Below are 25,288 nucleotides of genomic sequence, written 5' to 3'. Positions count from 1 at the left end.
CCGCTCAGGCGCCGGGCGCGGACAGCAGCCGGTCCAGCACCCGCTCCTGGATCACCGCGGCCAGCTCGGCCAACCGGGGGCGGTCGAACAGGTCGTGCGGGGAGAGGTCGACGGTGAACGAGGACCGGATCCGGGAGACGAGCCGGATGCTGGTGATCGAGTCGCCGCCCAACCGGAAGAAGTCGTCGTCGGCGCCCACCCGGTCGACGTGCAGCACGTCCGACCACAGCAGGCACAGCGCCTCCTCGGTCGGGTTGCGCGGCGCGAGGTAGGTGGACTCCGGCGCGGTCGGTCCCTGCCTTCCTTGGTGCCCCGGCAGCTTGGGCACGAGCCGGATCGAGGCGGGCACAGCCGCGGCGGGCAGGTGGTCGGCGACGTGCGTCTTGAGGTCGCGCCCGGTGGGGGCAGGTCCGCCGGAGACCGCGACGACGTACGCGGTGAGCCGGGCGGCGCCGGTGTCGTCAGGGCGAACGACGACGGCAGCGTCCCTCACACCACTGTGGCCGCGTAGGACGAGCGCCACCTCGGCGGGTTCGACCCGAGTCCCCTGGACCACCACCTGCTCGTCGGTGCGGCCGACGACTTCCAGCGTGCCCTCTGCGCTCCAGCGGGCGAGTTCGCCGGTCCGGTGCAGCCGGGTGCCGTCGCCGAACGGGTCGGCGACGAACCGCTGGGCGGTGAGGCCGGGGCGGCCGAGGTAACCCCAGGCCAGGGCATCGACGTGGAGTTCACCGACCACCCCGGCGGGCACGGGCCGCAGCCGCGCGTCGAGGACCCGCACCACACCGCGTCCGGCCAGGACGTCCGCTCCCCCGCAGGCGAGCAGTTCCGGTGCGGCCAACGCGCGGTGGGTGAGGAGCACGGCGCGCGGGGTGCCCTCGGGGTCCGCGGTGTAGCTGATGGCCGCGAGGTCGTCCGGGCCGCCGATCGGGTCGGGCGCGGTGTCCGGGTGGTCGAAGACGGCGGGCTGGTCCATGATCGCGGTCTTCGCGCCCGCCGCGGCCAGGAGTTCCACGTGGTCGTCGGTGGTGAGGACGAGGGCGGGGCGTGCTCCGGTGATGGCGGTGGCCAGCAGGCGGGTGGGGTGGGTCGGGTCGAGAGGTAGGTATGCGGCGCCGGTCTTGACTGTGGCCAGCAGGGCGGTCACCAGGTCCGCGCCGGGTTCGAGTCCGATGCCGACGACCGTGCCGCGTCCGATGCCTTGGTGCAGCAGGAATCGGGCGAGCCGGTTGGCGTGGCCGTCGAGTTCGGCGTAGGTGAGACCTGAGTCCAGTGCGACGTCGTCCGGCGTGGTCCGGGCCCGCTCGGCGATCACCTCGTGGACGCGCTGACCGTTGTCGGCGGCGGCGCCCCACTGGTCGACGATCGTGCGCTGCTCGGCGTCGGTCAGCATCCGCAGGTCGCCAAGGACGGCGTCGTCGTCCTGTCCCGCAAGGGATTCCAGCAGCGTGATGAGGTGGGCGGAGACCCGTTCTACCGTGGCCGTGTCGAACAGGGCGGGGTCGTGCAGGAGCTGGATGGACATCTCGTCGCCGGGCAGCACGCACAGCGCGATCGGGAAGTTCGAGGTGAACTCCACGTCGAAGGACCGCAGCCGCAGGCCCGCCGCCACCGCACCGCGGTCGAACGGGTAGTTCTGGAAGACGACGATGGTGTCGAACAGGTTGGACCCGGACGGCACCCCGCTCCAGCCCTGGATCCTGGGCAGCGGCACCGAGGCGTACCGGCGCGCGGCGACCTGCTCGGCCTGCAGGTCCCGCAACCAGGGCACCAGCCCGCGCCGCTCGTCCACCCGCACCCGGGTCGGCAGGGTGTTGATCAGCGGCCCGACCACCGAGTCCACGTCGGCCAGGTCGGCGGGCCGCACCGTCGCGGTGGTGCCGAAGCAGATGTCGCCGCGCGCGGTGTGCCGGGACAGCAGCACCGCCCAGGCGCCCTGGACCAGGGTGTTGACGGTGAGGCCGTGGCCACGGGCGAACCGGCCCAGGTCCGCCACCAGCGCGGCGGGCACGCCCCGGTCGAGGCGAGCCGTCGCGCACGGCCGGTGGGCGTCGTCGCGGGACTCCGGCTCCGGGAGGGCGGTCGGTGTGCCGAGGTCCGCGACCCGCTGCTGCCAGTGCGCCGCCGCCGCGTCCGCGACGGGCTGGTCCGCCCAGGCCACGAAGTCGCGGAACGGCCGCCGGACGACAGCCGTCGGCTCGGTGCCCGCCCGCAGCGCGGTGTAGGCCTCGAACACGTCCCGGATGAGTTCGGCGGAACTCCAGCCGTCGAGCAGGATGTGGTGCAGGGTCCAGATGATCGTGACGTCGGTGTCGGTCGTCCTGGCGAGGGTGATCCGGTGCAGCGGCGGGGCGGCGAGGTCGAACCCGGTCGCCTTCTCCCGCTCGCGCAGCCGATTCACCTGCTCGGCCGGGTCCGCCTCGGCGCGCAGGTCGACGTGCGTCACCGGGGTCCGGACCTCGCGGCGGACGACCTGCACGGGGGCGTCGACACCTTCCCAGACGACGGCGGTGCGCAGGACCGGGTGCTGGGTCGCGGCGTGCTGCCAGGCCCGATCCAGCACGGCCGGGTCGTCGACCGAGCCGACCTCCAGCACGATCTGGACCACGTGCAGGCGGGCGTCGGGGGCCATCAGGGTGTCGAACAGCATGCCGCTCTGCATGGCCGTCAACGGGTACACGTCCTCGACCCCGCCGCCGAGCCGTCCGGCCAGGTGATCCAGATCCGGTGGCGGCGTTGGCTCGACGTCCACTGTGGCCACTGGAGCGCTCTCGACCGCGGCGAGTTCGGCGATGGTCGGGGTGTCGAACACGTCCTCGACGGTGAGCGCGATGCCACGGGCGCGGGCCCGGTTCACCACCTTCATGGTGAGGATGGAGTCGCCGCCGAGCGCGAAGAAGCTGTCGGTGACGCTCACCCGGTCCAGGCCCAGCAGCTCGCACCACACCTCGGCAAGCGCGCGCTCGGCGTCGGTACGCGGGGCGACATGGGTACCGGTGGCCACGGTGTTCGGGTCGGGAAGGGCGCGGCGGTCGACCTTGCCGTTCACGGTGATGGGCATGCTGTCCAGCGCCACGAACCGCGACGGGACCATGTAGCTGGGCAGCCGTTCGGTCAGGAAGTCGCGCAGGGTGTCCTCGTCCACGCCGGTCGACACGACGTAGGCGACCAGGGTGCGCGCCTCGCCCGCCTCGTGCACGACCGTGACGGCCTCACCGACCGCGGGGTGCAGGCACAGCGCGGTGTCGATCTCACCCAGCTCGATGCGGAACCCGCGCAGCTTGACCTGGTCATCGGTCCGGCCGACGAACTCCAACTCGCCCGCGCTGTTCCACCGCACGACGTCGCCGGTGCGGTAGAGCCTGCTGCCGGAGCCGAACGGGTCGGCCACGAACCGCTCCGCGGTGAAGCCGGGCTTGCCGAAGTACCCGCGGGCCAGCCCGTCCCCCGCCAGGTACAGCTCACCGGGGGCGCCGGTCGGGACCGGCGCCAGGTACTCGTCGAGGACGTAGGCGCGGGTGTTGTCCAAGGGACGCCCGATCGGCGTGCTGCCCGCCTTGACCTCCGCGAGGGTGAGGCGGTGCGACGTCGAGTAGGTGGTGCACTCGGTCGGGCCGTAGCCGTTGACCAGGACGACGTCGGGGCAGGCGGTCAGCGCCCGCTCCAGCGCGGCGGGCGACGGAGCCTCGCCGCCGGTCCAGATCTCCCGCATGCCGGTGAAGCAGCGCGGGTCCTCGTCGGTGAACTGGGCGAACAGGGCGGCGGTGATCCACGAGCCGGTCACGCCGTGGTCGGCGATCAGCCGGGCGAGCAGGCGCGGGGTGAGCTGGTCGGGGGCCACGACGGTCCGGCCGCCGGTGATCAGCGGGACGAGCACCTCGTAGGTGAGGGCGTCGAACGCGTGCGAGTTGTGGAACAGCACCACCCGGTGCGCGTCGGCGCGCATCCGCTCGTCCCAGCCCAGGGCGACGACATCGCGGTGGGTGACGGCGGCGCCCTTCGGGGTGCCGGTGGAGCCGGAGGTGTACATCACGTACGCGACCTGGTCCGGGTGCACGACCAGGTCGGGGTCCGTGTCCGGCCACTCGGTGGGGTCCGGCTCGTCCACGACGATCGCGGGCACCCCGGTGGCCGACGCGCGGCCCGCCATGGCGCGGTCTGTGAGCACGGCGACGGCACCGGTCTCCGCGAGCACCCAGCGGAGGCGGTCGTCGGGCTGGCCGTGGTGCATCGGGACGAGGGTGCCGCCCGCCTTGAGCACCGCCAGCACCGAGACGACCACGTGCGGGGCGCGGCCCTGCAGGACGCCGACCCGGGACTCCGGTCGCGTCCCCGCGGCGATCAGCCGGTGCGCCAGCCGGTTGGCCAGGGCGTTGACCTCGGCGTAGGTGAGGGTGCCGGTGTCGGCGACGACGGCGGGCTCGTCCGGGGTGCGTCGGGCGTGCTCGGCGACGATGTCCGGCAGTGTCCGGTGGGCCGGGTAGGTGGCGGTGGTGTCGTTCCAGTCCAACAGCAGCCGTTGCCGCTCGGAACCGGTGACCAAAGGCAGGTGGAACACCGCACGACCGGGGTCGGCGAGCGCGCCCACCAGCAGGGTGGTGAGGTGGTCGACGAGTCGCTCGGCGGTGGTGGCGTCGAACAGGGCGGCGTCGTAGCCGATCACCAACTCGACGGCCTCGCCGCGCTCCACCACGGAGACGCCGAGGTCCACCGGGATCTGGGGCGGCTCACCATCGGCCAGCAGCACGGTCGGGTCGGACAGGGCCGGGCCGTGCGCGTCCAGGACCGCTGCGCGCACGCCGCCGAGGAAGGTGTGGAACGACTCCGCGCCATCCACTGTGGACACCAACGGGACCGGCGCGGCACCGCCGACGCTCGCGCCGACCACGAAGTCGCGCTCCCCGGTGTACCGGGCGAACACGATCTCACTGGCCGCGGCGACGAGGACGAACAGCGAGGTGCTGCGGCGAACACCGAACATGCGCAGCCGGTACACCAAGTCCTTGGACAGTCCCGCTCGGTGCTCGGCCCGCGAGCGCGGTCCGGCCGAGGCCCGGGGCCGGTCCGTGGGCAGCCGGAGCCGGGCGCGTTCCCCGGCGTCCGGTGTGGACAGTTCCGGCTGGTCGGACATGGCGCCCCCGGGTGGTCGTCGGTGCGACCAGCCTCCCGCAGGGGTCCTGGTGGAGCCACGCCGTTGACTCCTCGGGAAAACTCCGAGGAGTCAGCCGCTCACTCGCGCCCGCCGATCGCCTCGACCGGCAGCGGCCGCATGGCGATCCGGGTGGACACCATGATCGCCGACCAGCCCAGCAGCGCCGCGGCGAGGACGATGGCGAGGTAGGTCAGCGGCGGGATCGACGGCACCAGCGAGCCGGTCAGGCCCAGGGCGGTGCCGACGAGCGCGGGCAGCGCGGCGAGGCTGCCGGTGATGACCGCGGCGGCCACGATCACCTTGGTCTCGCCGCGCATCATCGCCCGCACCTGCTCGCGGGTCGCCCCGATCAGCTGCAGCAGGGCGAACTCGCGGAACCGGGACACCGTCGCCATCACCAGGGTGTTGACCACGATGATCGCCAGGTAGCCGAGCAGCACGCCGTTGAGCACCAGGCCGATCGCCGAGTCGCCGCTCTCCTCGCCCCGCGCGGCGATGAACGCGCTCCGGTCGTCCACCCGCAGCGTCGGCGACCCCGACACCGCGGCGCGCAGCGCGTCGCCCAGGGCAGCGGCATCCGCCCCGCTCGCGGCCGAGACGAGCAGGGAGGTGTCGACGTGGTTGGTGGTGTGGTCGAGGACGACCTGGTGCGGCAGGGTGACGTCGCCCAGGCCCAGCCCCTTCTCGTACAGGGCGACGACCTTCGGCTTGATCTGGGTTCCGTCGCCGAGGTGGATCTCGACGGTGGACCCGATGCCCGCGTCGAGGGTGCCCGCGGCGAGCCTGCTGAGCGCGACCGTGCTGTCGTCGCGCAACTGCCCCAGGTCGCCGTGCAGGACGCCGAGATCCATCGTCCGGTCAATCCCGGCCGGGTCGACGCCCTGCACGGCGTAGGGCCGGTACTGCGGGCTGTCGTCGGACAGGAACATGGCGATGGCCTGGCTCCGCACGACCGGGGTCACGGTCCCGACGCCGTCGACGCCCCGCAACTCGGCCGCGACATCGGCGGAGATGCCCGAGGACGACGAGGTGATCGTGTAGTCCGCGCGCAGCCCGGCCTCGGCCTGCTCCTGCGCGGCGGCGTCAGCGGTGGTGGCGCTGAACAGCTGCGCGGCCGCCAGCGTGATGCCCATGATCAGCGGTGTTGTCGCCGCCGCCAGCCGCCGGGAGTTGGCCCTGGCGTTGGCCGTCGCGAGGAACCCGCTGACGTCGGAAGCACGGTTGAGCCGGGGGCCGAGCAGGGCCACCGCGCCCACGAGCAGTCGCGGCCCGAGCAGGGCGATCGCGAACACCAGCAGGAACGCCGAACTGGCGGCGCCCTCGGCGGCGGACTCACCGGGCAGCACCAGCGGCAGCACGATCGCCGCGGCCAGGCCGGCGGGGATGAGCAGCCAGCCGAACGCCAGGCGCAGCCACCCCAGCTCAGGCGGTTCGACCGCGGCGTCCGACAGCGCCTCCACCGGCTTGACCCTCGCCGCGCGCCGGGCGGCGAGCCAGCCACCGAGCCGGGCACCGATCACGCACAGCACGACGGCGGCGAGCAACGGCAGCGGGCTGTAGCTCAGCTCGAAGTCCGGTGGTATCGCGCCGAAGAGGGTGAACGCGTGCTGGAACAGGCTCGCCAGCGCGATGCCAGGGATGACACCGATGACCGCGCCCGCGACCCCGACCACGGTGGTCTCGGCGGCGATCATGCCGAGCACCTGCTTCGGGGTGGCGCCGATGGCGCGCAGCAGGGCCAGTTCGCGCATCCGCTGGCGCACCGACAGGGCGAGCGTGCTGGCCACCACCAGCATGATCACCACGACCATGCTGCCGCCGAAGGCGAGGGCGAGTTCGGTGAGGGCCGAGCGGGTCTGGCCGATGTCGAGGAACTCGGCCTCGGCGCGGTCGGCGTCGGCGTAGACGACGAGTTCCGGGACAGCGGCGCGGATGGCGTCGGCGAGGTCGTCGAGGTCGGTGTCCGGCGCGGCGAGCACGCCGACCGCGGCGACCCGGTCGGGGTGGCCGGTGAGCTGCCGGGCCCGGTCGTCGGTGAAGAACGCGGCCGCCTGCCGGTCGAGCCCGCCGCCGGAGAGCGCGGCCAGGCCGGTGACGTGGAAGGTGGACACCCGGGAGCCGACCGCCAGCCGGACATCCGACCCGACACCGGCGCCCGCGCGATCGGCCAGCGCGGTGTCGAGCACGACGTCGTCCGGTCCGGTCGGTGCCCTGCCCTGGGTGGTGGTGAACGGGCCGAGCGGGGCGCTGCCCCAGCCATGGCCGAGCGCGGGGCCGCCGTCCGGGGCGCCCGCGGCGCCGTTGTCGGTGACTACGGTCAGCGCGACGCTGGTGTCCGGGATGGCCGCGGTGACACCGGGAACGCCCGCGATGGCACCGACCCGGTCGGCGGGCAGCGTGGCGCGCTCGGCGAAGCGCGGGTTGATGTCGCCCTCGACGGGCAGGTCCTGCCGGGCGCCGACGACCAGCGCCGCACCGTTGTACCGCTCGGTCGGGACGCCGGAGCTCTGCGCGCTCTCCAGCAGGATCCCGCAGGCGCAGATGACCGCCGAGCCGAACAGCACGGCGATGAACGCGGCGGCGAAACCGCCCCTGCGGCCCTTGATCGTGGTCCAGGCCAGTGCCAGGTCGCGCCTGCGCCGACCCCGGCGGTGCGCGCGCTTCTCCTGCCTGGCCAGCTTCCGGTCCGCCTTGCGGCCGTCCTTGGCCGCCTGCCTGGCCTGCTTGCGGCCGTCCTCGCGTTCCTGCTTGCGTTCGCGGCGGCTCACGCCTCCCCCAGGCGGGTCATCCGCTCGGCGACCTGCTCGGGTGTCGGCGCGCGCAACTCGCCCGCCAACTGGCCGTCGGCGAGGAAGACGACGGTGTCGGCCTGGGCGGCGGCCACCGGGTCGTGGGTCACCATCAGCACGGTCTGGCCCATCTCGTCGACGACCTGGCGCAGCAGGGCCAGCACCTGGCGGCCGGTGCGGCTGTCGAGGGCGCCGGTCGGCTCGTCCGCGCACACCAGGTCGGGCCGGGTGATCAGCGCGCGGGCGATGGCGACGCGCTGCTGCTGGCCACCGGAGAGCTGGTTGGGCCTGCGGGTCCGGTGCTCGGCGAGCCCCACGGCGGACAGCACGAAGGACAGGTGCTCGTGGTCGACGGGGGCGTCGGCCAACCGCAGCGGCATGGTCACGTTGTCCTCGACGGTGAGCGCGCTGAGCAGGTTGTACGCCTGGAACACGAAGCCGATGCGGTCGCGGCGGAACTCGGTCAGCTGCGCCTCGGTGCGCCCGGACAGCTCGGTCCCACCGAGCAGGATGTGCCCGGAGGTCGGGTGGTCGAGTCCGGCGACGCAGTTGAGGAAGGTGCTTTTCCCGGAACCGGAAGGCCCCATCACCGCGGTGAAGGACCCGGTCGGGAATGCGGCCGTGATGCCGCGCAGGGCGTGGACCTCAGTGCGGCCGGAGCGGTACTTCTTGGTGACCGAATCCAATTGCACCGCGTACTGCAATACCCCCGATTTCGCCATTGCCCGAGTGTAGCGCGAGCAGAACACCGGTGGATCCGGGGCGGCACAGTGGATTCACGGGTAGAGTCGGCGCGCAGGCCGAACGCCCGGGTCTCGTTGCCGGGACCCGGGCCACAAAGGGAACGCGAATTCTCGGTGACCGCTTCACACTTTCAGGGTGTGGCATCACCCTTTCTGGCGATTGCCTGTCCGGTGATTACCGGGTTGGCAATTTTCGGCCGTGACTGAGCGATCGTCAGCGATCAGGTGAGCGCGGAACCGCCGTGCAGGGTCTCGGCGTACCCGAACACGTGCCCGGCGCCGACCGCCACGGGGGCGAGCAGGCCGAGGTCGGGGATCGCGTCGCCGTCCAGGCGCAGGCTCGCGCTGCCCGACCACACCTCGGAGAACTCGACGTCGGTGACCGTCGAGGACACCAGCTGCGCCAACGGTTCCTCGCCGGGCAGCCACGCGGGGAAGGTCCTGGTGTGCACCAGCGGGACGGTGTGCAGTGCGGGCGGCCGCACGGCTTCCTCGGTGACCACCACGCTGGCCTGGGCGATCTGCCTGCCCTCGACGGCGACCGTGCCGTCGAACCTGCCCGCGGCGCCGAGGCGCGGTCCGGCCGACCCGACGCGCATGGGTCGGGTCTGGTGGATGGCGCCCAACTGCTTGGGCATGCCCTGGACCCAGCCGCGCACCATCGGCACCGGGTGGTCGACCCACGCGAACGGGCACCGCGCCATCGGCCTGCCGCGGTACTCGCAGGCCAGCAGGATCAGGAACTCCCCGAACTGGCAGCGCTGCGGTGACCCCAGTTCGTCGGCCGATTCCGAGCACCACTGCCACTGCGCCCAGATCGCGGCCGCGGCGCCGGGGTCGGGGCCGAGGTCCAGTTCCGGCGGCAGGAAGCTCGCGGCCGCGTCCGGGTCGACGCGGTAGTCGACCATCACCACCTCGCCCGCGAAGTGCCAGGGCGGTGGGGTGAGCATCGACGACCGGCCGGACGGCGACAGCGGCAGGCTGTAGCCACCCGGGCCGGTTCGGGCGGGTGGGCTGGGAATGGGTGCTGGGTGGGCGGGTGGGCTGGGGATGGGTGCTGGGTGGGCGGGCGGGCTGGGAATGGGCGCGAGGGTGGGTGACTGGGTCATGGGTGTCTCCTCTGGCCAGGTCCGGCGGCGGGGCGCCAGGCGGCGGCGAGCCGGGCGGCGGCCTCGGCCAGGCCGCCGGGTGGGGTGAAGCTGTAGGCGAGGCGGATCGCGGATCCGCCCGCGGTGCCGAAGCGGGAGCCCGCCGCGGCGTTGACCCCGACCGAAGCGGCCGCGGCGAGCAGTTCGTCCTCGGTGCGCCCGGGCGGGAACCGCAGCCACAGGAAGAACCCGCCGCCCGGGGTGGTGAACTCCGCCAGGTCGTCCGCCCCGGCGCGCAGGGCGTTGACGAGGGCGTCCCGGCGTTCCCGCAGGCAGGAGCGCAGCCAGTCCAGGCGCTGGTCGTAGTGGCCGTCGCGGACCAGGGTGGCGATCGCGAGCGAGGTCGTGTGGTTCACGCACCCGCCGCTGACGAACGTGCCCCGCCGCGCGAGCCCGGACACCACCGCGGGATGGGCGACGAGCCACCCCAGCCGCAGGCCAGGCCCGATGGTCTTGGCGAAGGTGCCCAACCGGATCACGCCGTCGTACTCCGCGAGCGACACCAGCGAGGGCGGCAGGTCCGTCCCGTCGAGGCCGAGTTCGGCGTAAGCGTCGTCCTCGACGACCAGGACACCGTGCAGTGCCGCCACCGCGAGCAGTTCGCGGCGGCGGTCGATGCCGACAAGGGTTCCCGTGGGGTTGTGGAAGGTCGGGTTCAGCAGCACGAAGCCGACGTGCCTGCCCGCGACGCGCTCGGCGGTGAGCGCGTCGTGCAGCGCCCTGGGGTCCATCCCGCCCTCGTCGAGGCGCACCTCGCGCAGCCGGAGCCCGTGGTCGGTGAGGACGCGCCTGCCGAAGTCGTAGGACAGGCGGTCGACCAGCACGGTGTCGCCCGGGGCCGCCATCGCCGTGCCGACCAGGTGCAGCGCCTGGGAGGTACCGGCGGTGACCAGCACGTGCTCGGGCCCGCAGGGGTACCCGGACGCGGCGGCCTCGCGCGCGGCCAAGCCCACCCGCAGCACCTCGTTGCCCTGGTCAGCGCCGTAGGACAGGGCCGCGGCGCCGAACTCCGCCAGCGCGGTGGCGTAGGCGTCGCGGACCAGGTCGACCGGGAGCAGCTCCGGTTCGAGGTAGCCGGGACCGAGGTCGAGCACCCCGGGCCGGGACACCGCCTGGACGACGGTGGTGTCCCAGCGCCGGGTGTGCGAGAGCGCCCCGGCTCGGTGCGCGGCCGTCACCCGGCCAAGAGGACCGAGCGCAGCACCTGCGCGCCGGTGCTCAGCGCCAGCGGGTTGCGGGAGAGCGCGACGCGCAGGGTGTGCGAGCCCTCGGACGGGTTGGCCCAGTGGAACTTCTGGCAGGGCAGCAGGTAGAGCTGGTGCTCGCGCACCGCGGACCAGACGTCGAGGCCCTGCCGGTCGCCGACGTGCAGCCGGTCGACGCTGGTGCGGCTGAAGGTGTCCACGAAGCTGATGTCCGGCACGCCCGCCAGGCTGTTGCGCAGCAGCGCGCGGTTGTCGGCGATGTGCCGGTGCAGGTCGGCCAGGCCGCCACCGGCCGCGTCCTCGGCGAACCTCTGCACCATCAGCAGGACCAGCGGCGAGACGCCGAGCAGGATGTCGGAGTGGATCTTCTCCAGCGGGAGGCCGACCTCGGCCGAGTGGACGAGCCAGCCGATCTTGAGCTCCAGGGTCGGCCACAGCTTGCCGGTGTCCTCGATGACGACCCAGCGGCAGCCGCTGGCCTCGAGCACGGCGTAGTGGTCGTAGTGCGCGTCGGTGTCGAACCCGCGGAACGAGGTGTCCAGGGTGAGCACCACGCCGTGCTCGGCGCACTGCTCGGCCAGGCCGCGCAGCCGCTCCTCGGGCAGCACCCGACCGGTGGGGTTGTTCGGCGTGGTGACGAACACGCAGCCGACCCGTTGCAGCAGCTCGGTCGGCAGCGGCCCGTCGTGCAGCGCGTCCTCCTCGACCGGGACCAGGCGCAGGCCGACGCCGCGCAGGATGTCGGGGATGTTGTCGAAGGTGGGGTGGATCAGCGCGATGGCGTCGCTCTCGGTGGCCAGCGCGCGGGCGAAGATCTCCATGGCCAGCGAGGACGAGTAGCAGGCGAGCACCCTGCCGTCGTCGAACGGGTGGCTGTGCTGGCCGAGCGCCCCGAGGAAGGCGTGGCAGGCGGCGCGCTCGATCTCGTCGACCGGCCGCTCGGCGGCCTCCACCCACAGCGCGGGCAGGTCGTCGATGACGCGCCGCTGCGGCGGGGTCAACTCCTGGCGGGCGTGTCCGTCGGCCAGGTTGAGCCTGCTGCTCAGCGCCAGCGTCTCGAACTGGGTCAGGTTCTGCGCGGTGGCCTCCGCCGCCTGTGCGGCGGGCGTGGCCAGGGACATTCTGTTCACAAGCACCTCGGCGACTCTGCGGTGGGCGGTGTGGGCGTGCTTGGAGCCCGGTACGGGCCGGGCTCACCGGCGACCGCGGGGTCACCGGGATAGGAATCGAGGCAGGCGGGCCCTGGTGGGCGCCGCCGCGGCCCCCGCGCACGGGCTGGACCAGTCGGGCGTCCGGTGTCGTGGCGTCCCCCGAGCGTGCCCGCCCGGCCGCCGCGCGGTCCACGACATTGACCGCCGGGCAAAACACGATGGTCCGGCGCCCGGCGCGCTGCCTCCCGGTTTCGCCGTGGAGTTGAAGACCTGGCCCGCGGCGGTCGCGGCGGCGCACGATCCCGGCGCAGGCAGTGCGCACCCCGCGGGAGGCGGCGATCACCGAGAACCCAGTCGTCGACGCGGTTCCCCTGTCCCGCAACCGCGACTACCACGTGCTGTGGTCCAGCATGCTGCTGGCCGAGCTGGCGAGCGAGGTCGCCTACATCGCGCTGCCGCTGCTCGTGCTGGCGCACGGCGGGTCTGCCGCGCAGGTCGCCGCGGTCGCTGCCGTGTTGGCCGGCACCAGGATGGCCTGCGGTGTCCCTGCCGGTGTGCTCGCGGACCGGTGTGACCGGCGGATCCTCATGCTGGTGGCCCAAGGGGCTCGGGCGTTGGCGATGGTGGGCCTGGTCGTCGCACTGGCCACGGGGGCGTACTCCTTCGCAGTCTTGCTGGTGGTCGCGGCGGTCGAGGGCGTTGGTGGATCGGTGTTCCAGCCCGCGGAGCACGCCGCGCTCCCCCAGGTCGTGCCTGCTTCCCAGCTGTCCGACGCTCTCGCGCGCAATGCCGCTCGTCCGTTCGCGGCGGTCTTGATCGGCCCGGTGCTGGCGGGTGCCACGTTCGCGTTGCACCAGGTGTGGCCGTTCTCCATCGAGGTGGCGGTCTTGGCTCTGTCGTTCGCGGTGCTGCTGACCCTGCGATGGCCCCGTGTCACCGTGGTTTCCGCTGAGCCGGAGCGCGGGTCGGTCGCAGGGTTCCGTTGGCTGCTAAGGCAACCCCTGTTGCGCGCGACGGCGTTGTGGTTGTTCGCGGTGAACCTCGGCTTCCACGCGCTGGTGGTGACCGTGCTCATCGTGTCCGGTGTGGACGGTGTCGGCTACGGCGAGATCGGGCTGACCATGGCGTGCCTCGGCGTGGGCGGCCTCACCGGGTCGTTTGCCGCGGGCCCGGTGCACGCCGCCGTGCGGCCGGGGGTGATCGTGGTCGGCACGTCCTGGGTGTTCGCCGTGGTGGTGGGGCTGATGTCGGTGGTGCCCGCGGGGCTGCCGCTGGGTGCGCTGCTCGGCGTGGCCTCGGCGTTCTTCCCGATCGCGGGGACGACTGTGATGACCCACCAGCTGACCAGCGTGCCGGACGAGCTGCGCGGCAGGCTCTCCGGCGTGGTCGGGCTGTGCACGGACCTGGCGGGCACGGCGGGACCGCTGGTCGGCGGCCTGCTGATCACGGTCACCGGCAGCGCGCGGGCGGGCATCCCGGCCTGCGCCCTGCTGCTGGCCGTCGCCGCCGCGGGCGCCTCGCTCAGCCCGACCCTGCGCCGCTTCCCGAAAACCCCGTCCGGCAGGAGGAACCCGCCTTGATCCGACTTGAACTCACCGAACAGGACCTCGTCGAGGTCGACAAGGTCGTGCGGGAGGTGGCGAGCCGGTTCTCCTCGGTGGAAGACCCGGAGTTCCACCGCGCGAGCCAGCTGCACGCCCACGAACTGCCCCGGCGGCTGCGCCAGGCCCTGGTGGACTTCCGGATGAGCGAGCCGACCGGGGTGTTCGTCGTCTCCGGCCTCCCGGTGCACGACGGCGGGCTCGGCCCGACCCCGACCGACTGGCGGGCCGCGCGCGACAGCGCCAAGACGCTGCGCCACGACATCGCGTTCTTCCTGATCAGCTGCCTGCTCGGGGAACCGATCGGCTGGGCGACCCAGCAGGACGGCCGGATCATGCACGACGTGTTCCCGATGGCGGGGCACAAGCACGACCAGATCGGCTGGGGCAGCGAGGAACTGCTGGTCTGGCACACCGAGGACGCGTTCCACCCGCTGCGCACCGACTACCTGGCGCTGATGTGCCTGCGCAACCCGGACGGCGTCGAGACCACCGCGGCCGACATCGCCGACGTGGTCATCGACGACGAGACCCGGGCGGCGTTGTCGCAGGAGCGCTACCTGATCCTGCCCGACGACTCGCACCGCCCGGAGAACGCGGGTGCGGGCGATGCCGGGGTGGACCCGCGCGTGGTCGAGTTGCGGCGCCGGAGCCTGGAGCGGGTGGACAACGCCCTGAGGTCCCCGGAGCCGGTCGCGGTGCTGTTCGGCTCGCCCGACGACCCGTACCTGCGGCTGGACCCGCACTACATGAAGGACGTGCAGGGGGAGGAAGAGCAGCGGGCGCTGGACACCATCGGTGCCGCGGTGGACAAGGCGATGGGTGGGGTGGTGCTGGAGCCCGGGGACATCGTGTTCATCGACAACTACCGCGTGGTGCACGGCCGCAAGCCGTTCCAGGCCCGGTTCGACGGCACCGACCGGTGGCTGCGGCGGTTGAACGTGACCCGGGACCTGCGCAAGTCCCGGCACGCGCGGTTGACGGCCGAGTCGCGGGTCATCTACTGATCCTGGTGCCCGAGAACCGGCCGCCCTGGTGCGCGGCCGGTTCTCGGGGGCTAGCAGAAGGCGTAGCGGGTGATCAGCTCGTCGGCGTCGTCGACGAGGTCGCCCGAGCGCAGGCCGGTCTTGTCGACGTAGCGCTTGAGGTAGGCGGCGCCTTCCGTGCCGCCGGAGCCGGTGATGTTCGGCAGGTAGGTGCGGCCCAGGCCGTAGTGCCTGCCGCGCAGGACGAGCAGGTGCTGCTCGACTTCGGCGAAACCCTCCGTCAACCCACTGTCCACACCGGACAGCGCAGCGTCGCGCAGGGACTGGAGTTCGCGCAGCCGGGAGTTGTTGATCTGGTCGAGATGGGCGAACCGGGTGTAGGTCTCCAGCTTGCGCTCGTCGTAGCCGTAGAGCACCAGCTCCATCAGGTGGTAGTTCAACGACTGGAGAGCGCTGGCGTCGCCCGTCGCGTCGCGGAAGCCCAGGAACAACTCCGGCGACAGGGTCTTGAGCATGTGGAACACGCGGTTGATCAGGTCGGCGAACGTGGCGACCTGACCCACCAGGAACCCCAGTTGCGCCCTGTCCCCGCGCAGGGCGGCCAGCACGCGGCGGGCGGAGTGGCGCACCAGGTAGAACGCGAGTTCGCAGGCCAGGACGGCGCGGATGAAGACGTGCTCGTCGTGCTTGTCCGAGCGCCGTAAGCCGCAACAACGCTTGAGCACCAGCAGTTGCCGCTGCTTGCGCTCGTCGAGCCACGCCGCCCGCACCAGGTCGTCGGTCGTGGTGCCGGGGGTCACGGCGAGGCCGCCCACGTGGTCGATCAGCGTTTCCAGTCTGCGGATCCGCTCGGCGATGTGCTCCGGGACGACCGCGTGCCTGGCGGCTTCCTCGTGCTCGAGCCTGGCCAGCTCCGCCAGGGTGGCGTGCGCGGCGAGCAGGCACCCGGCCACGACGTCGTCCTGGCGGGCGATGAACCAGTCGTGCACGTGCAGCGCGGTGTAGCGGTAGTACTCGGGGATCACCAGCCGCGTGCTGAACGGCCGCGTCAACAGCCGCAGGGTCTCGTTCTCGTCGGTCGACGGTCCGGCCAGGGCGTCGTCGTAGGTGCGGGACAGGGCGTCGATCTCGTCGCGGGTCAGTTCCGAGAGAGCGGTGGTGGCGAGCCGGGCGGCCAGTTCCTCGGCACTTCCGGGCAGCCGTCGCAGTCCCGTGTGGAGCGCGGTGTCAGGGTGCATGGTCCCCTCATCGGTCTCGGGTGCTCAGACGCGGCGGCCGACCACGAGGTGCTTGTCGGCACTGGAGCGGTGCACCGCGCACTCGGTGAAACCCGCGCCCCGCAACAGCTCCGTGTACTCCCCGGGCGTCCGGTGGCGCCCCTCGGTCTCGAAGTGCATCGACAGGTTCATCACCGCGGTGGGCAACGGCCCGGTGCGGTCCTCGTCGAACAACCGCTCCATGACCAGCACCCGCCCACCGGGCACACAGGAGTCGTACGCCTTGCGCAACAGGGTCGCGCAGGTCTCGTCGTCCCAGTCGGACAGGATGTAACCGAACGCGAACGCGTCCCCCTCGGGCAACGGATCGGTGAAAAAGCTGCCCGACGCGAACCCGAGCCTGCCCTCCAGCCGGTACCGGTCCACCGTCTCCTTGAGAAACGGCTCAACCTCAGGCAAGTCGAACACGGTGGAGGTCAGCTCCGGGTAAGTGCTCAACGCAGCCACCGAGAACGGCCCACTAGCCCCACCGACATCGACAAGCCTGCGCGCGTCCCCCAGCTCGGCTCGCGCCGCCAACTCATGCGAGACATGAAAACTCAACTGCCACATGGCGTCGAGGAACCGCCTCGTGGAACCGACGTCCCGGTACAACTCGTCAAACGGCGCGGGCCGCTCGGCATCCACGGCCTTCTTCCCGCGAGCGAGGTAGTCCGCCAGAACACCGAACTGCTCCGCGGCACTGCCGAGCAAGTGATCGACAAACCCGAGCACGTACTGCGGTTCACGCTTGTCCAGGTAGGGCCGCGCGCCCTCGGGCAGCCGATGCCCACCCAGGTCGTCACGCTCGACGACCCGCAGCGACACCAAGACCAGCAGCAGGCGGTCAAGCGTCTCCTGGTCGACATCCAGCGCGGTGGCGGTGTCGGCTGACGTAGCGCCCCCGTGGTCGGTGAGATAGGCGAACAACCCGGTCTTGTCAGCGAGGTGCAACGCCTGCGTGGCGTACACCCCGAACACCGCGGTCCCCAACTCCGGAGGCATCACCACGACCACCCCGCCCGTACGACCCTGTTCTCCAACCAGCCCATAACCCCACTCCGCGGTCCGTCGGGACGCCGATCAGTCGGTCCGCGGTGGACCACGGACACCGCCACCCCACTCACCGGCGGATCGGCCCGCGCCACGCGGTGCGCCTCGAAGTATCGAGCGCGGCCGCCGAGGTCACCACGTGTTTGCCGTGCGGGCAAAAGGCGCTGCTCAGCCGACATCGGGTGGCGGTCTCGGGCACCGAGGTCCAGACCAACTGTTTGTTCTCGGCAGGCAGTGGTACCCGGGCCGGGTAGCGACGACGGCACCGCTCACGGACCCCGGGCGGTCGGCGGTGCTCGTCGGGCCACCACCGCGCCCCGGTCCCCGGCGCTCACCACGACACGAGGAGCGACCGCATGACCGCCTCACACACCAGCGCGACGACCAAGCGACCGATCCAACTGGCAGCGACCGCCGTCGGCGCGGTGTTCCTGCTCGTGGGGGTCCTGGGCTTCGTGCCCGGTATCACCACCAACTACGACCAGCTCACCTTCGCGGGCCACCACTCGGAGGCGGCGCTGCTGGGCGTGTTCGCCGTCTCCGTGCTGCACAACCTGGTCCACCTCGCCTTCGGCATCGCGGGACTCGCCCTCGCCCGCACCGCGGGCGGCGCCCGGTCGTACCTGATCGGCGGCGGAGTCGTCTACCTCGTCCTCTGGATCTACGGCCTGGTCATCGACCACGACAGCGCCGCCAACTTCGTCCCGGTCAACACCGCCGACAACTGGCTGCACCTCGGCCTCGCCATCGGCATGTTCGGCCTCGGCCTGGCGCTGTCCCGCGACCGCCGGTCCACCTCCTCCTACTGAGCCGGTGCTCACCGGCACGGGCGCGTCCCCGGCGGGACGCGCCCGTCGCCGGTGTCCGGCGTGTTTGCGCACGTCGGCCCGCGGGAACCCCGTCGAGTCAGGACGACCAGTTGCCCGAGTCCCCGGCGACGCAGGACTTGGAAGGACTCGTCATGTCCGCACCCCCGGCACCCGGGGCGAGCGTGGCCACCGCCCGCTCCGCCGCGCGCAGTGACTTCGCCGCCCTCACCGGTGTCATTCGGAACGCGGGTCTGCTCGAGCGCCGCCACGGCTACTACGCGGTCAAGATCGGCACCACCCTGCTGGCGTTCCTGGCGGTCTGCGCCGGGTTCGTGCTGCTGGGCGACACGTGGTGGCAACTGGGCACCGCGGTGCTCCTCGCCGTCATGTCCACCCAGCTCGCCTTCCTCGGCCACGACGCGGGGCACCGGCAGGTCCTGCGCTCCGGCCGGGCCAACGACCGCCTCGGCCGGGTCCTCGCCGGGCTCGTGGGCATCAGCTACGGCTGGTGGATGGGCAAGCACACCCGCCACCACGCAAAACCCAACCACGAGGACGAGGACCCCGACCTCGACATCCCGATCCTCGCGTTCACCCGCGACCAGTCCCGCGGCCGCTCCGGGTTCGTGCGCTGGACCGCCAAGCACCAGGCGGTGCTGTTCTTCCCCCTGCTCCTGCTGGAGGGGTTGAGCCTGCACTGGACCAGCGTCCAGACCGTCTGGCGCGGCGAGGTCAAGGCCAGGCGACTGGAAGCGGCGCTGCTGCTCGCGCACACCGCGGTCTACCTCGGTGCGGTGTTCCTCGTCCTCCCACCGGGCCTGGCGATCGCGTTCATCGCCGTGCACCAGGGTCTGTTCGGCGTCTACATGGGGTGCTCGTTCGCCCCCGGCCACAAGGGGATGCCCACCTACACCGACGACACCGCGCCGGACTTCCTCCGCAAGCAGGTCCTCAGCAGCCGCGACGTCCGCGGCGGTCCCTGGGTCGACCTCGCCCTCGGCGGTCTGAACCACCAGATCGAACACCACCTGTTCCCGAGCATGCCGCGCGCCAACCTGCGGCGCGCCCAACCGCTGGTGCGCGAGTTCTGCGACCAACGCGGCATCGAGTACGCCCAGTGCGGACTCTTGCGCACTTATGGCCATGTCCTCCAGCACCTCCACGAGGTGGGAGCACCTCTGCGCGCGCAGGACGCCGCCCGGAGAGCCGGAACGGTCAGCTGACGGCGGTGGCAGCACCGAGGCGACCGGCGGCGGTGCTCCACCTGTGGGCGAACATCGTGGTCCCGCTATGTCCGATGTGGACACCTCGGATCAGGATCCCGGTGCCGTCCGGGTGGTAAGCGTAGAACGACGCGCCCGAGTCGCCCTTGCTCGACTCGACGCCGCCGAAGTAGGCGATGAGGCCCTTGGTGTAAGCCGTAGGAGTAGCGGGCCGTCTCGGGGTGCCACGCCCGGCGTCGCACCTCGGCGAGGGTGGCATCCACCTCGTCGTGCGTGAGAGCTATGCGGACGAGCCGGATCCGGGCGCCGGTGACCTGGAAGTCGTCCTCGGTGGAGTCACTACTCGGCCCGGTGGTGGGCAACAGCACGACGAACTCGGGACCTTCCGCGTACACACCGAGCGCGGCGTGCGTCTCGGCGAGCGCCGTGATCGCCCTGTGGACGGCATCCGGATCACCGGAGTCCGCGACGGCGGCATGAGCGGGGCCACCTGTCGGCACCAGCACCGCCGAAGCGGCGAGCAGCACGCCCACGAAGATCCTCTGTGCACGCGACACCACCGGCCCCCGGTCGTCTCTTGGTCGACGCGTACTCGCCGCGTGATGGCCGACCGACAGGGGGATGACCGCCACATCACCAGAGGAGGGCAACAATGCCTGCCCGGCCGCTGGTGGCGCAGCCGGGCAGGCGCGTGCTGGTCAGCAGGCGCAGACGCCGCCGTTGTTGATACCCACCACGCCGTTGCCGCCTGCCAGTCCACCGGCGCCTACCGGGGTGGTGATCGTGTCGAGCGCGTCGTTGGTGGTTCCGGAGTTCCCGATCCCGCCCGCACCACCCGCGCCACCGACCCCGCCGGGACCACCTGGGCCACCGCATCCGGTGCCACCGGTACCGCCGCCCGCGCCCGTGCCGCCGAGGCCGCCTGTCGCGGTGACGGTGTCGACGCCGGTTCCGCCGGTCAGGGCGCCGGAGTTCCCGATCCCGCCCGCACCACCCGCGCCACCGACCCCGCCGGCGCCACCGGGTTGGACGTCCGCGGAACCGTTGCCTCCCTTGCCGCCGCCACCGCCGTTGCCACCGGGTCCGCCGTTGGCCTTGAGGGTGTCCGCACCGGCACCGCCGCTGGTGGTCCCGGAGTTCCCGATCCCACCAGCACCCCCAGCACCTCCGGCGCCACCGCCGTGCCCGCACCCGCCGAGTCCGCCCGTCGCGCCGAGACCACCGGCGCCGCCGGTCGCGGTGACGTCGTCGAGACCGGGATCGCTGACGTCGTCGGTGTAGGTGCCGGAGTTGCCGACGCCGCCTGCCGCGCCAGCACCACCGATGCCACCGGCACCGGCGCTGCCCGCCAACGAACCGCTGGTGCCGCCGAGGCCGCCGGGTGCGCCGTTGCCACCCTTGCCCGCGGCGAGGACGACGGTGTCACCACCCGTGCCACCGGTGACGGCTCCGGCGTTCCCGGCACCGCCGATCCCGCCGACTCCACCGTTGCCGCCCGCACCACCGGCGCCGCTGGAGAGCCCGTTCCCACCGACACCACCGGCGCCGCCGCTTCCGCCTGCACCACCGGTGACGGTGATGCTGTCCGTGCCTGCTCCACCGTCTACGGCTCCGGTGGCCCCCACGCCTGCCCCTCCGACGCCGCCTGCCCCGCCGTTGCCGCCTGCGCTGCCCGCGGGAGTCCCGGCCGTGCCCGCGGCACCCGGTGGACCGTTCGCTCCGATGGAACCGACGACGCCGGTGACCCTGATCGTGTCATTACCGGCGAGGCCGTTCACGGCGCCGTTGACCGCGCCGCCGGTGATGGTGATGACGTTGTTCCCCGTGGTGCCGGTCAACACCTGACCTGCCGGTACGCCCGCGGTGCAGGTGAAATTGGCACCACTCTGAGAGCACCCGGGCGGAAGTGCCCACGCCTGGCTGGGCAGGAAAACCACAAACCCCGCCGCGGTCCCCATGGCGAGCAGTGCCCGACCGGTTCTGGTGCGCGCTGTCGACTTCATAATCCACTCATCTTTTCCACGAAGGTGTCCTGACCGGTGCCACGGACCAGTGGCCTGGCGGGATGACCGAGAACCCAAGGCCACCACCGGCGCCTCGTCCTCACGGGCACCACATCACACCAACACGCTCAACGCCCCAACCCTGCGCCCCCGAAACCGCTCATGGCAAGGCAATCCGCCGCTCATCACTCTCCTGCCCAGCAAACCCGGTCCACATCCACAATCCCATCCCGACAACCAGACCGTCAGCGCGGCTTTCACTTCCGAACGACCGGAAGCGAAATACAAGAGAACCTGCCGAGCACCCCAACTAGGCCATTCGAGGCGTCAATTGCCGAATACCTGGAACCCGATCGTCCACGCACCGGAGGAGCGGACTACGGCAATGGTGACGCCGCGCTTGCCCTTATCCGCGACCGGTGGAACCTACCCGGCGTTCTGGCGGCGGACCACCTCGGTGATCCAGGTGGGGGCGTAAGGGGAGGTGCAGTCGGGTGGGGTCGGGTAGTCCTTGAGGACTTCCAGGCGTTCGCCGACGGACAGGGCTCGGGGGCGGTGCTCGGGGTGGGTGATGCCGATCTGGGCCAGGCAGTGGTTCATAGCCCACTGGAGGCGGGCTGGGGCGGGCTTCATCTCGGCTTCGATGGTGTCGAGCAGGGCTGGCAGGTCGAGGCCCTCAGGGGTCTTGGCTACGCGGTCGACGGTGAGGGACCAGCCTGCGCTTGCGACTAGGGGATCAGGGTCGGCGAGCCAGGTCAGGCGTAGGTGCTCGCTGTGCGTGGACTTCTTGACGACGTAGTTCACCAGCCAGTCGTGGGTCTTGGGGGTGCGGGACTGGCGGAGCATCGCGTCCAGTTCGGCGAGTGGGAACTCCTTGGGGCGGCAGACGAGGGTCGCCAGCAGGCGGGCGGCGGTGTTGTCTGTTGCCCATAGTTCGCGCGCGAGGGCGTGTTGGGTCTTGAGTTGCTTGGCCAGGGCGCGCAGCTTGGTGAGGTTGACGCCGTGGTCGTCGCCGTGGCGTTCGTTTATCGCGCGTGCCCTCGGGTCTTCCAGCGCGGCCAGGTCGGCCAGCACCTCGGCGGCCGTGGTTCCAGTCATCTCGCCTCCCGGGGGCAGCCTACGAGCACCGATCGGGTGAACCGCGCCCGATCTCGGGCGTACGCGGTACGAACCACGCGAGGATGCTGCCGCCCGTCCCCGTCAGCACTGGAGAGGCCCCAGCGTGACTGGATTCGCCGCGAACCTCGGGAAGCTCACCGAGGGCGCGAAAGCACTGGACGACCTCGCCAAGCGGACCGAGGAGCTCGCCGTCCGGCTTCAGGGCGCGTGCGCCGCGCCGCCGCAGGTCGGTGACGTGCAGGCCACGGCGGTGTACCAGCAGGCGCACTTCGACTGGACGCAGACGCGGTTCGAGGACCTGGCGGCGTCGGAGGCCGAGGTGGCCGGGTTCGCCACGAGGCTGCGTGAGACCGCGGCTGCCTACAGCGGGGACGACGCGGCCACCGCGCAGGCGCTCGGACGGATCATCGGCGGCCTGGGATGAACGTCTTCAAGTACTTCGGCATCGACGACATCCGCGACCTCGCCGACCGGGTCCTCAGCGGCAAACCGGCCGATCTCGACGCGCGCGCCCGGCTGTGTGAGGCCGCGCAGGCCACCACCAGCGCCACTGGCCGCGAACTGGCCGAACTCGCCGACGCGCTAGCCGCCGTATGGACCGGCGCGGCCGCTGACGCTGCCGTGGCCAGGCTCAAGACCGCGAGCGGTAAGCGGTACGAGCAGGCGGCCCAGTTCGCGGCGTCGGCGGTGTCGTTCCGCGCGGTCTGCATCGCGCTGGTCAAGGTGCAGGGGCAGGCCAGGGAGCTAGTCGACACGGCGAACCGGCTGGGCGCCGCCCTGGACCGGGCGCTGTCGATCGCCGACGACGCCATCTCGGTCCTGTCCGGCGCGGGCATCGCCAACTGGGCCCTCAAGAAGGCCACCGGGGTCGACCTCAAGGCGAAGGCCAAGGAGATCGTGCTGGACCTGACCAGGCCGATCCTGGACGAGGCGCTCGGCCTCAACTCCATCCTGGAGGCGGACATCCGGGCGTACGAGCGGGTGCTGCGCGCGGAGGCCGAGACCATCCGGACCATGCCGGGCATCGTGCGGCCGGACGCGGGACCGGTCGACCAGCCCGGCGACGCAGACCTCCGCCGTGACGCATTGTTCCGCTCGGTCTACGGCCGCGACCCGGTGTCCGCCAACGACAAGCTCATGGCCGAGGCCCTCGACCTGCAGGGCGGCGACGCGACCAACCGCGACCCGAACGCGCGCGTGGTCGTCATCCGGATCACCCCGGTCCCCGGCGCCGGCGTGGTGCACGGTTCGGCGTTCATCGGCGGCGACGAGGTGCTCAACCCGAAGCTCGACGGCACGCTGTTCGACAAGGGCGACAACCGCGGGTTCGACCGGTCCGCTCGTCCGGACCAGAGCCGCGTGTCGTTCTTCGTGGACTACGAGTCCGGCGTCGTCGTAGTGCGGCAGAACGCCTCGCACGCGAGTAACGGTGACGTCGAGGTGGGCAATCCGTCGGTGGGCGTTGAGCAGGACCCCGCGGGCCGGGTGCGACTACGGGTGGACGCGGCCAATCCGCTGTCGCCCCAGATCGCGCAGGACGCCAACATCTCGGTACGCGGCGACGTGGTCATCGACCCACGCGGCGGCCACGGCCCGGCCGAGGTCAACGGCAAGGTCACCCGCTTCCCGTCCTGGGAGGCCTACCAAACCACCAACGACGGCGCCCACAGCACACTGCTCACCCGACCGGAGGAAGCCCACCCGGGCGGCACCGGCCCGCTCATCGGCCTCCCCCAACCCACAGTCCCGGTAGGCGAACACCCCAACACCCTCACCGACTGGCGCACCCACCACCACCCCGACCACGGCCACGACACAGCCCTGGACGAGATCCTCGAATTCCCCACCACCCGCGGCGACGACTTCTACGACTACCCCGTCGACCGCTCCCCATACCCCAGCATCGACAGCAACGGCCACCTCGTCATCCCCAGAGGCCACCCGGTGGGCTGAGTCTCATCGCAGCAGCAGGCTCAGTGTGATCGGCAGGGCCCTGAGAACCGAAATGCCGCTCGGGTTCAGGCCTCCACGCGTGCCTCGCCCCACATGGCACGGGCGGACCCGCCCCTGCAGTAGTCCGGGGGCGGGTTGACCAAGGTCGCCCTGAGCTCGACCTCGACGATCTTCGCGGGATCCAGCGCCACCCGCAGACTCTGCGGCTGCGTCAGCGACGCGTCGACCGACCCCACCGGCCGGATCCCGCCGTCGAGGTAGACCTCGAACCGGATCTTCGTACCCGGTGGCGACGACTTGGACGCGCCCACCTGCGATACGAAGTACCGGTACCCCTCCGGAACCACAAAGTGGATCTTCTTTATGGAGTCCGTCTGACACGGGGACACGTAGGCGGCCTCGCCTTCGATCGGCGTCCCGGAGATGTCCACCAGCACCCAACCGTGGTGTGAGAGTTCCTGCTCCTGCTCGGACACCAGTTCCTTCACATACACCGCTTCCCGCGTGTTCGGGGTGGCAGTGCTTGTGACTGTCGTCCTCGACACCACCGAAGTGGTCGGACTGACGGCGGTCGTCGTCGAGGGATGCGATGTGGTGCTCGTCGCCGTGCTGGTAGCAGCGGAGGGGGCAGCGGACGCGGAAGGTCCCGGCCCGGCCTGAGTGGTCGTCACACCACTCGCTCCGACAACGCCGATGACAACCAGCACCACCCCTGCCATTGTCGCCATCGCTACGGTGAGGCGAGGCCAGTTGGACCAACCGACCAAGGAAGTGGCCAGCAGATAGCCGGCCCCGATGACCACCCCGACGAACCCGAACGTGATCCCGATGACTGGCCAACCCTTGACGTCGAAAGCCTGCGAGATCACGGCAACAACCGCGATGACGTCAGCAGTGATCGTCAAGATCGTGGCGGACGCAGCGAACCTCGAGCGGATGGCTCCAGACGGCCTGTCCACATCACGCACGCTCGCCACGCCCCATCTTCGAATGATCACAGCGATCTTCGCTCTACCAGATCGACACGGCAGGGGCACGTGTTACACGGCGGACGCGTCTGGATGGGAGGACGAAGAAGTAAGGCAGGCCCCGGCGGA

Annotated in this window: 18 protein-coding genes; 6 read left to right on the top strand and 12 right to left on the bottom strand. The window is 71.7% G+C overall.

Annotated elements, in window-relative coordinates:
- Nucleotides 1-4: 4 nt before the first annotated feature.
- The 6 genes from BMY07_RS27545 to mppP all read right to left on the bottom strand — a co-directional run bounded on the left by BMY07_RS27545 (nucleotide 5) and on the right by mppP (nucleotide 12,158).
- Nucleotides 5-5,131 (bottom strand): non-ribosomal peptide synthetase, encoded by a 5,127-nt coding sequence (locus BMY07_RS27545; protein ID WP_092785004.1) that lies wholly within the window; start codon nucleotides 5,129-5,131, stop codon nucleotides 5-7.
- A gap of 98 nt (nucleotides 5,132-5,229) precedes the next feature.
- The gene (locus BMY07_RS27540) at nucleotides 5,230-7,920 is read right to left on the bottom strand and encodes an ABC transporter permease (RefSeq protein ID WP_245782695.1); all 2,691 of its coding nucleotides are present in this window, start codon (nucleotides 7,918-7,920) and stop codon (nucleotides 5,230-5,232) included.
- Complete coding sequence (locus BMY07_RS27535; RefSeq protein WP_092785000.1) at nucleotides 7,917-8,663, bottom strand: ABC transporter ATP-binding protein; 747 nt, start codon at nucleotides 8,661-8,663, stop codon at nucleotides 7,917-7,919. The genes BMY07_RS27540 and BMY07_RS27535 overlap by 4 nt, the downstream gene beginning before the upstream one ends.
- A 242-nt stretch (nucleotides 8,664-8,905) precedes the next feature.
- Nucleotides 8,906-9,793, bottom strand: coding sequence for an enduracididine biosynthesis enzyme MppR (gene mppR / locus BMY07_RS27530; protein ID WP_092784997.1), 888 nt, complete (start codon nucleotides 9,791-9,793; stop codon nucleotides 8,906-8,908).
- Nucleotides 9,790-11,010 (bottom strand): aminotransferase class I/II-fold pyridoxal phosphate-dependent enzyme, encoded by a 1,221-nt coding sequence (locus BMY07_RS27525; protein ID WP_092784993.1) that lies wholly within the window; start codon nucleotides 11,008-11,010, stop codon nucleotides 9,790-9,792. Before BMY07_RS27525 ends, mppR begins: the two co-directional genes overlap by 4 nt.
- Complete coding sequence (gene mppP / locus BMY07_RS27520; protein WP_092784990.1) at nucleotides 11,007-12,158, bottom strand: enduracididine biosynthesis enzyme MppP; 1,152 nt, start codon at nucleotides 12,156-12,158, stop codon at nucleotides 11,007-11,009. The genes BMY07_RS27525 and mppP overlap by 4 nt, the downstream gene beginning before the upstream one ends.
- A 344-nt stretch (nucleotides 12,159-12,502) precedes the next feature.
- On the opposite strand from mppP, the gene BMY07_RS27515 reads away from it, so the two are divergent.
- Both BMY07_RS27515 and gntD read left to right on the top strand, forming a co-directional pair.
- On the top strand, nucleotides 12,503-13,768 hold the full coding sequence (locus BMY07_RS27515; RefSeq protein WP_092784987.1) for an MFS transporter: 1,266 nt from the start codon (nucleotides 12,503-12,505) through the stop codon (nucleotides 13,766-13,768).
- Entirely contained in the window at nucleotides 13,765-14,796 is a 1,032-nt protein-coding gene (gene gntD / locus BMY07_RS27510) for a guanitoxin biosynthesis L-enduracididine beta-hydroxylase GntD (protein WP_092784984.1), read from the top strand. The genes BMY07_RS27515 and gntD overlap by 4 nt, the downstream gene beginning before the upstream one ends.
- A 50-nt stretch (nucleotides 14,797-14,846) precedes the next feature.
- Here gntD and BMY07_RS27505 read toward each other — a convergent pair whose 3' ends face one another.
- Together BMY07_RS27505 and BMY07_RS27500 are read right to left on the bottom strand one after the other, a co-directional pair.
- Nucleotides 14,847-16,013 (bottom strand): tryptophan 2,3-dioxygenase family protein, encoded by a 1,167-nt coding sequence (locus tag BMY07_RS27505; protein WP_092784981.1) that lies wholly within the window; start codon nucleotides 16,011-16,013, stop codon nucleotides 14,847-14,849.
- A gap of 24 nt (nucleotides 16,014-16,037) precedes the next feature.
- Nucleotides 16,038-17,036 carry a methyltransferase gene (locus BMY07_RS27500; RefSeq protein WP_092785187.1) on the bottom strand — a complete coding sequence of 333 codons (999 nt, stop codon included), beginning with the start codon at nucleotides 17,034-17,036 and terminating at the stop codon, nucleotides 16,038-16,040.
- A gap of 404 nt (nucleotides 17,037-17,440) precedes the next feature.
- Here BMY07_RS27500 and BMY07_RS27495 point away from each other — a divergent pair, with 404 nt between their 5' ends.
- Nucleotides 17,441-17,893 carry a DUF4383 domain-containing protein gene (locus BMY07_RS27495; protein WP_092784978.1) on the top strand — a complete coding sequence of 151 codons (453 nt, stop codon included), beginning with the start codon at nucleotides 17,441-17,443 and terminating at the stop codon, nucleotides 17,891-17,893.
- Between the two features lie 152 nt (nucleotides 17,894-18,045).
- Nucleotides 18,046-19,116 carry a fatty acid desaturase family protein gene (locus tag BMY07_RS27490; RefSeq protein WP_092784975.1) on the top strand — a complete coding sequence of 357 codons (1,071 nt, stop codon included), beginning with the start codon at nucleotides 18,046-18,048 and terminating at the stop codon, nucleotides 19,114-19,116.
- Here BMY07_RS27490 and BMY07_RS27485 read toward each other — a convergent pair.
- From BMY07_RS27485 to BMY07_RS27470, 3 genes are all read right to left on the bottom strand, one after another.
- The gene (locus BMY07_RS27485) at nucleotides 19,109-19,375 is read right to left on the bottom strand and encodes a hypothetical protein (protein WP_092784971.1); all 267 of its coding nucleotides are present in this window, start codon (nucleotides 19,373-19,375) and stop codon (nucleotides 19,109-19,111) included. The two genes, BMY07_RS27490 and BMY07_RS27485, sit on opposite strands and share 8 nt — an antisense overlap.
- Nucleotides 19,376-19,814: 439 nt before the next feature.
- The gene (locus BMY07_RS33910; RefSeq protein ID WP_143073673.1) at nucleotides 19,815-20,954 is read right to left on the bottom strand and encodes a hypothetical protein; all 1,140 of its coding nucleotides are present in this window, start codon (nucleotides 20,952-20,954) and stop codon (nucleotides 19,815-19,817) included.
- Nucleotides 20,955-21,545: 591 nt separating this feature from the next.
- Nucleotides 21,546-22,217, bottom strand: coding sequence for a DNA alkylation repair protein (locus tag BMY07_RS27470; protein WP_092784965.1), 672 nt, complete (start codon nucleotides 22,215-22,217; stop codon nucleotides 21,546-21,548).
- Between the two features lie 124 nt (nucleotides 22,218-22,341).
- Here BMY07_RS27470 and BMY07_RS27465 point away from each other — a divergent pair, with 124 nt between their 5' ends.
- Complete coding sequence (locus BMY07_RS27465) at nucleotides 22,342-22,662, top strand: hypothetical protein (RefSeq protein ID WP_092784962.1); 321 nt, start codon at nucleotides 22,342-22,344, stop codon at nucleotides 22,660-22,662.
- Entirely contained in the window at nucleotides 22,659-24,191 is a 1,533-nt protein-coding gene (locus BMY07_RS27460) for a hypothetical protein (protein ID WP_092784959.1), read from the top strand. Before BMY07_RS27465 ends, BMY07_RS27460 begins: the two co-directional genes overlap by 4 nt.
- 65 nt (nucleotides 24,192-24,256) lie before the next feature.
- Here BMY07_RS27460 and BMY07_RS27455 read toward each other — a convergent pair whose 3' ends face one another.
- Nucleotides 24,257-25,168, bottom strand: a complete 912-nt coding sequence (locus BMY07_RS27455; RefSeq protein ID WP_143073672.1) for a hypothetical protein — start codon at nucleotides 25,166-25,168, stop codon at nucleotides 24,257-24,259.
- Nucleotides 25,169-25,288 lie beyond the last annotated feature (120 nt).

The organism is Actinokineospora terrae, from assembly GCF_900111175.1.
Classification (GTDB): Bacteria; Actinomycetota; Actinomycetes; order Mycobacteriales; family Pseudonocardiaceae; genus Actinokineospora; species Actinokineospora terrae.
This window is presented reverse-complemented; position numbering and strand designations above follow the sequence as displayed.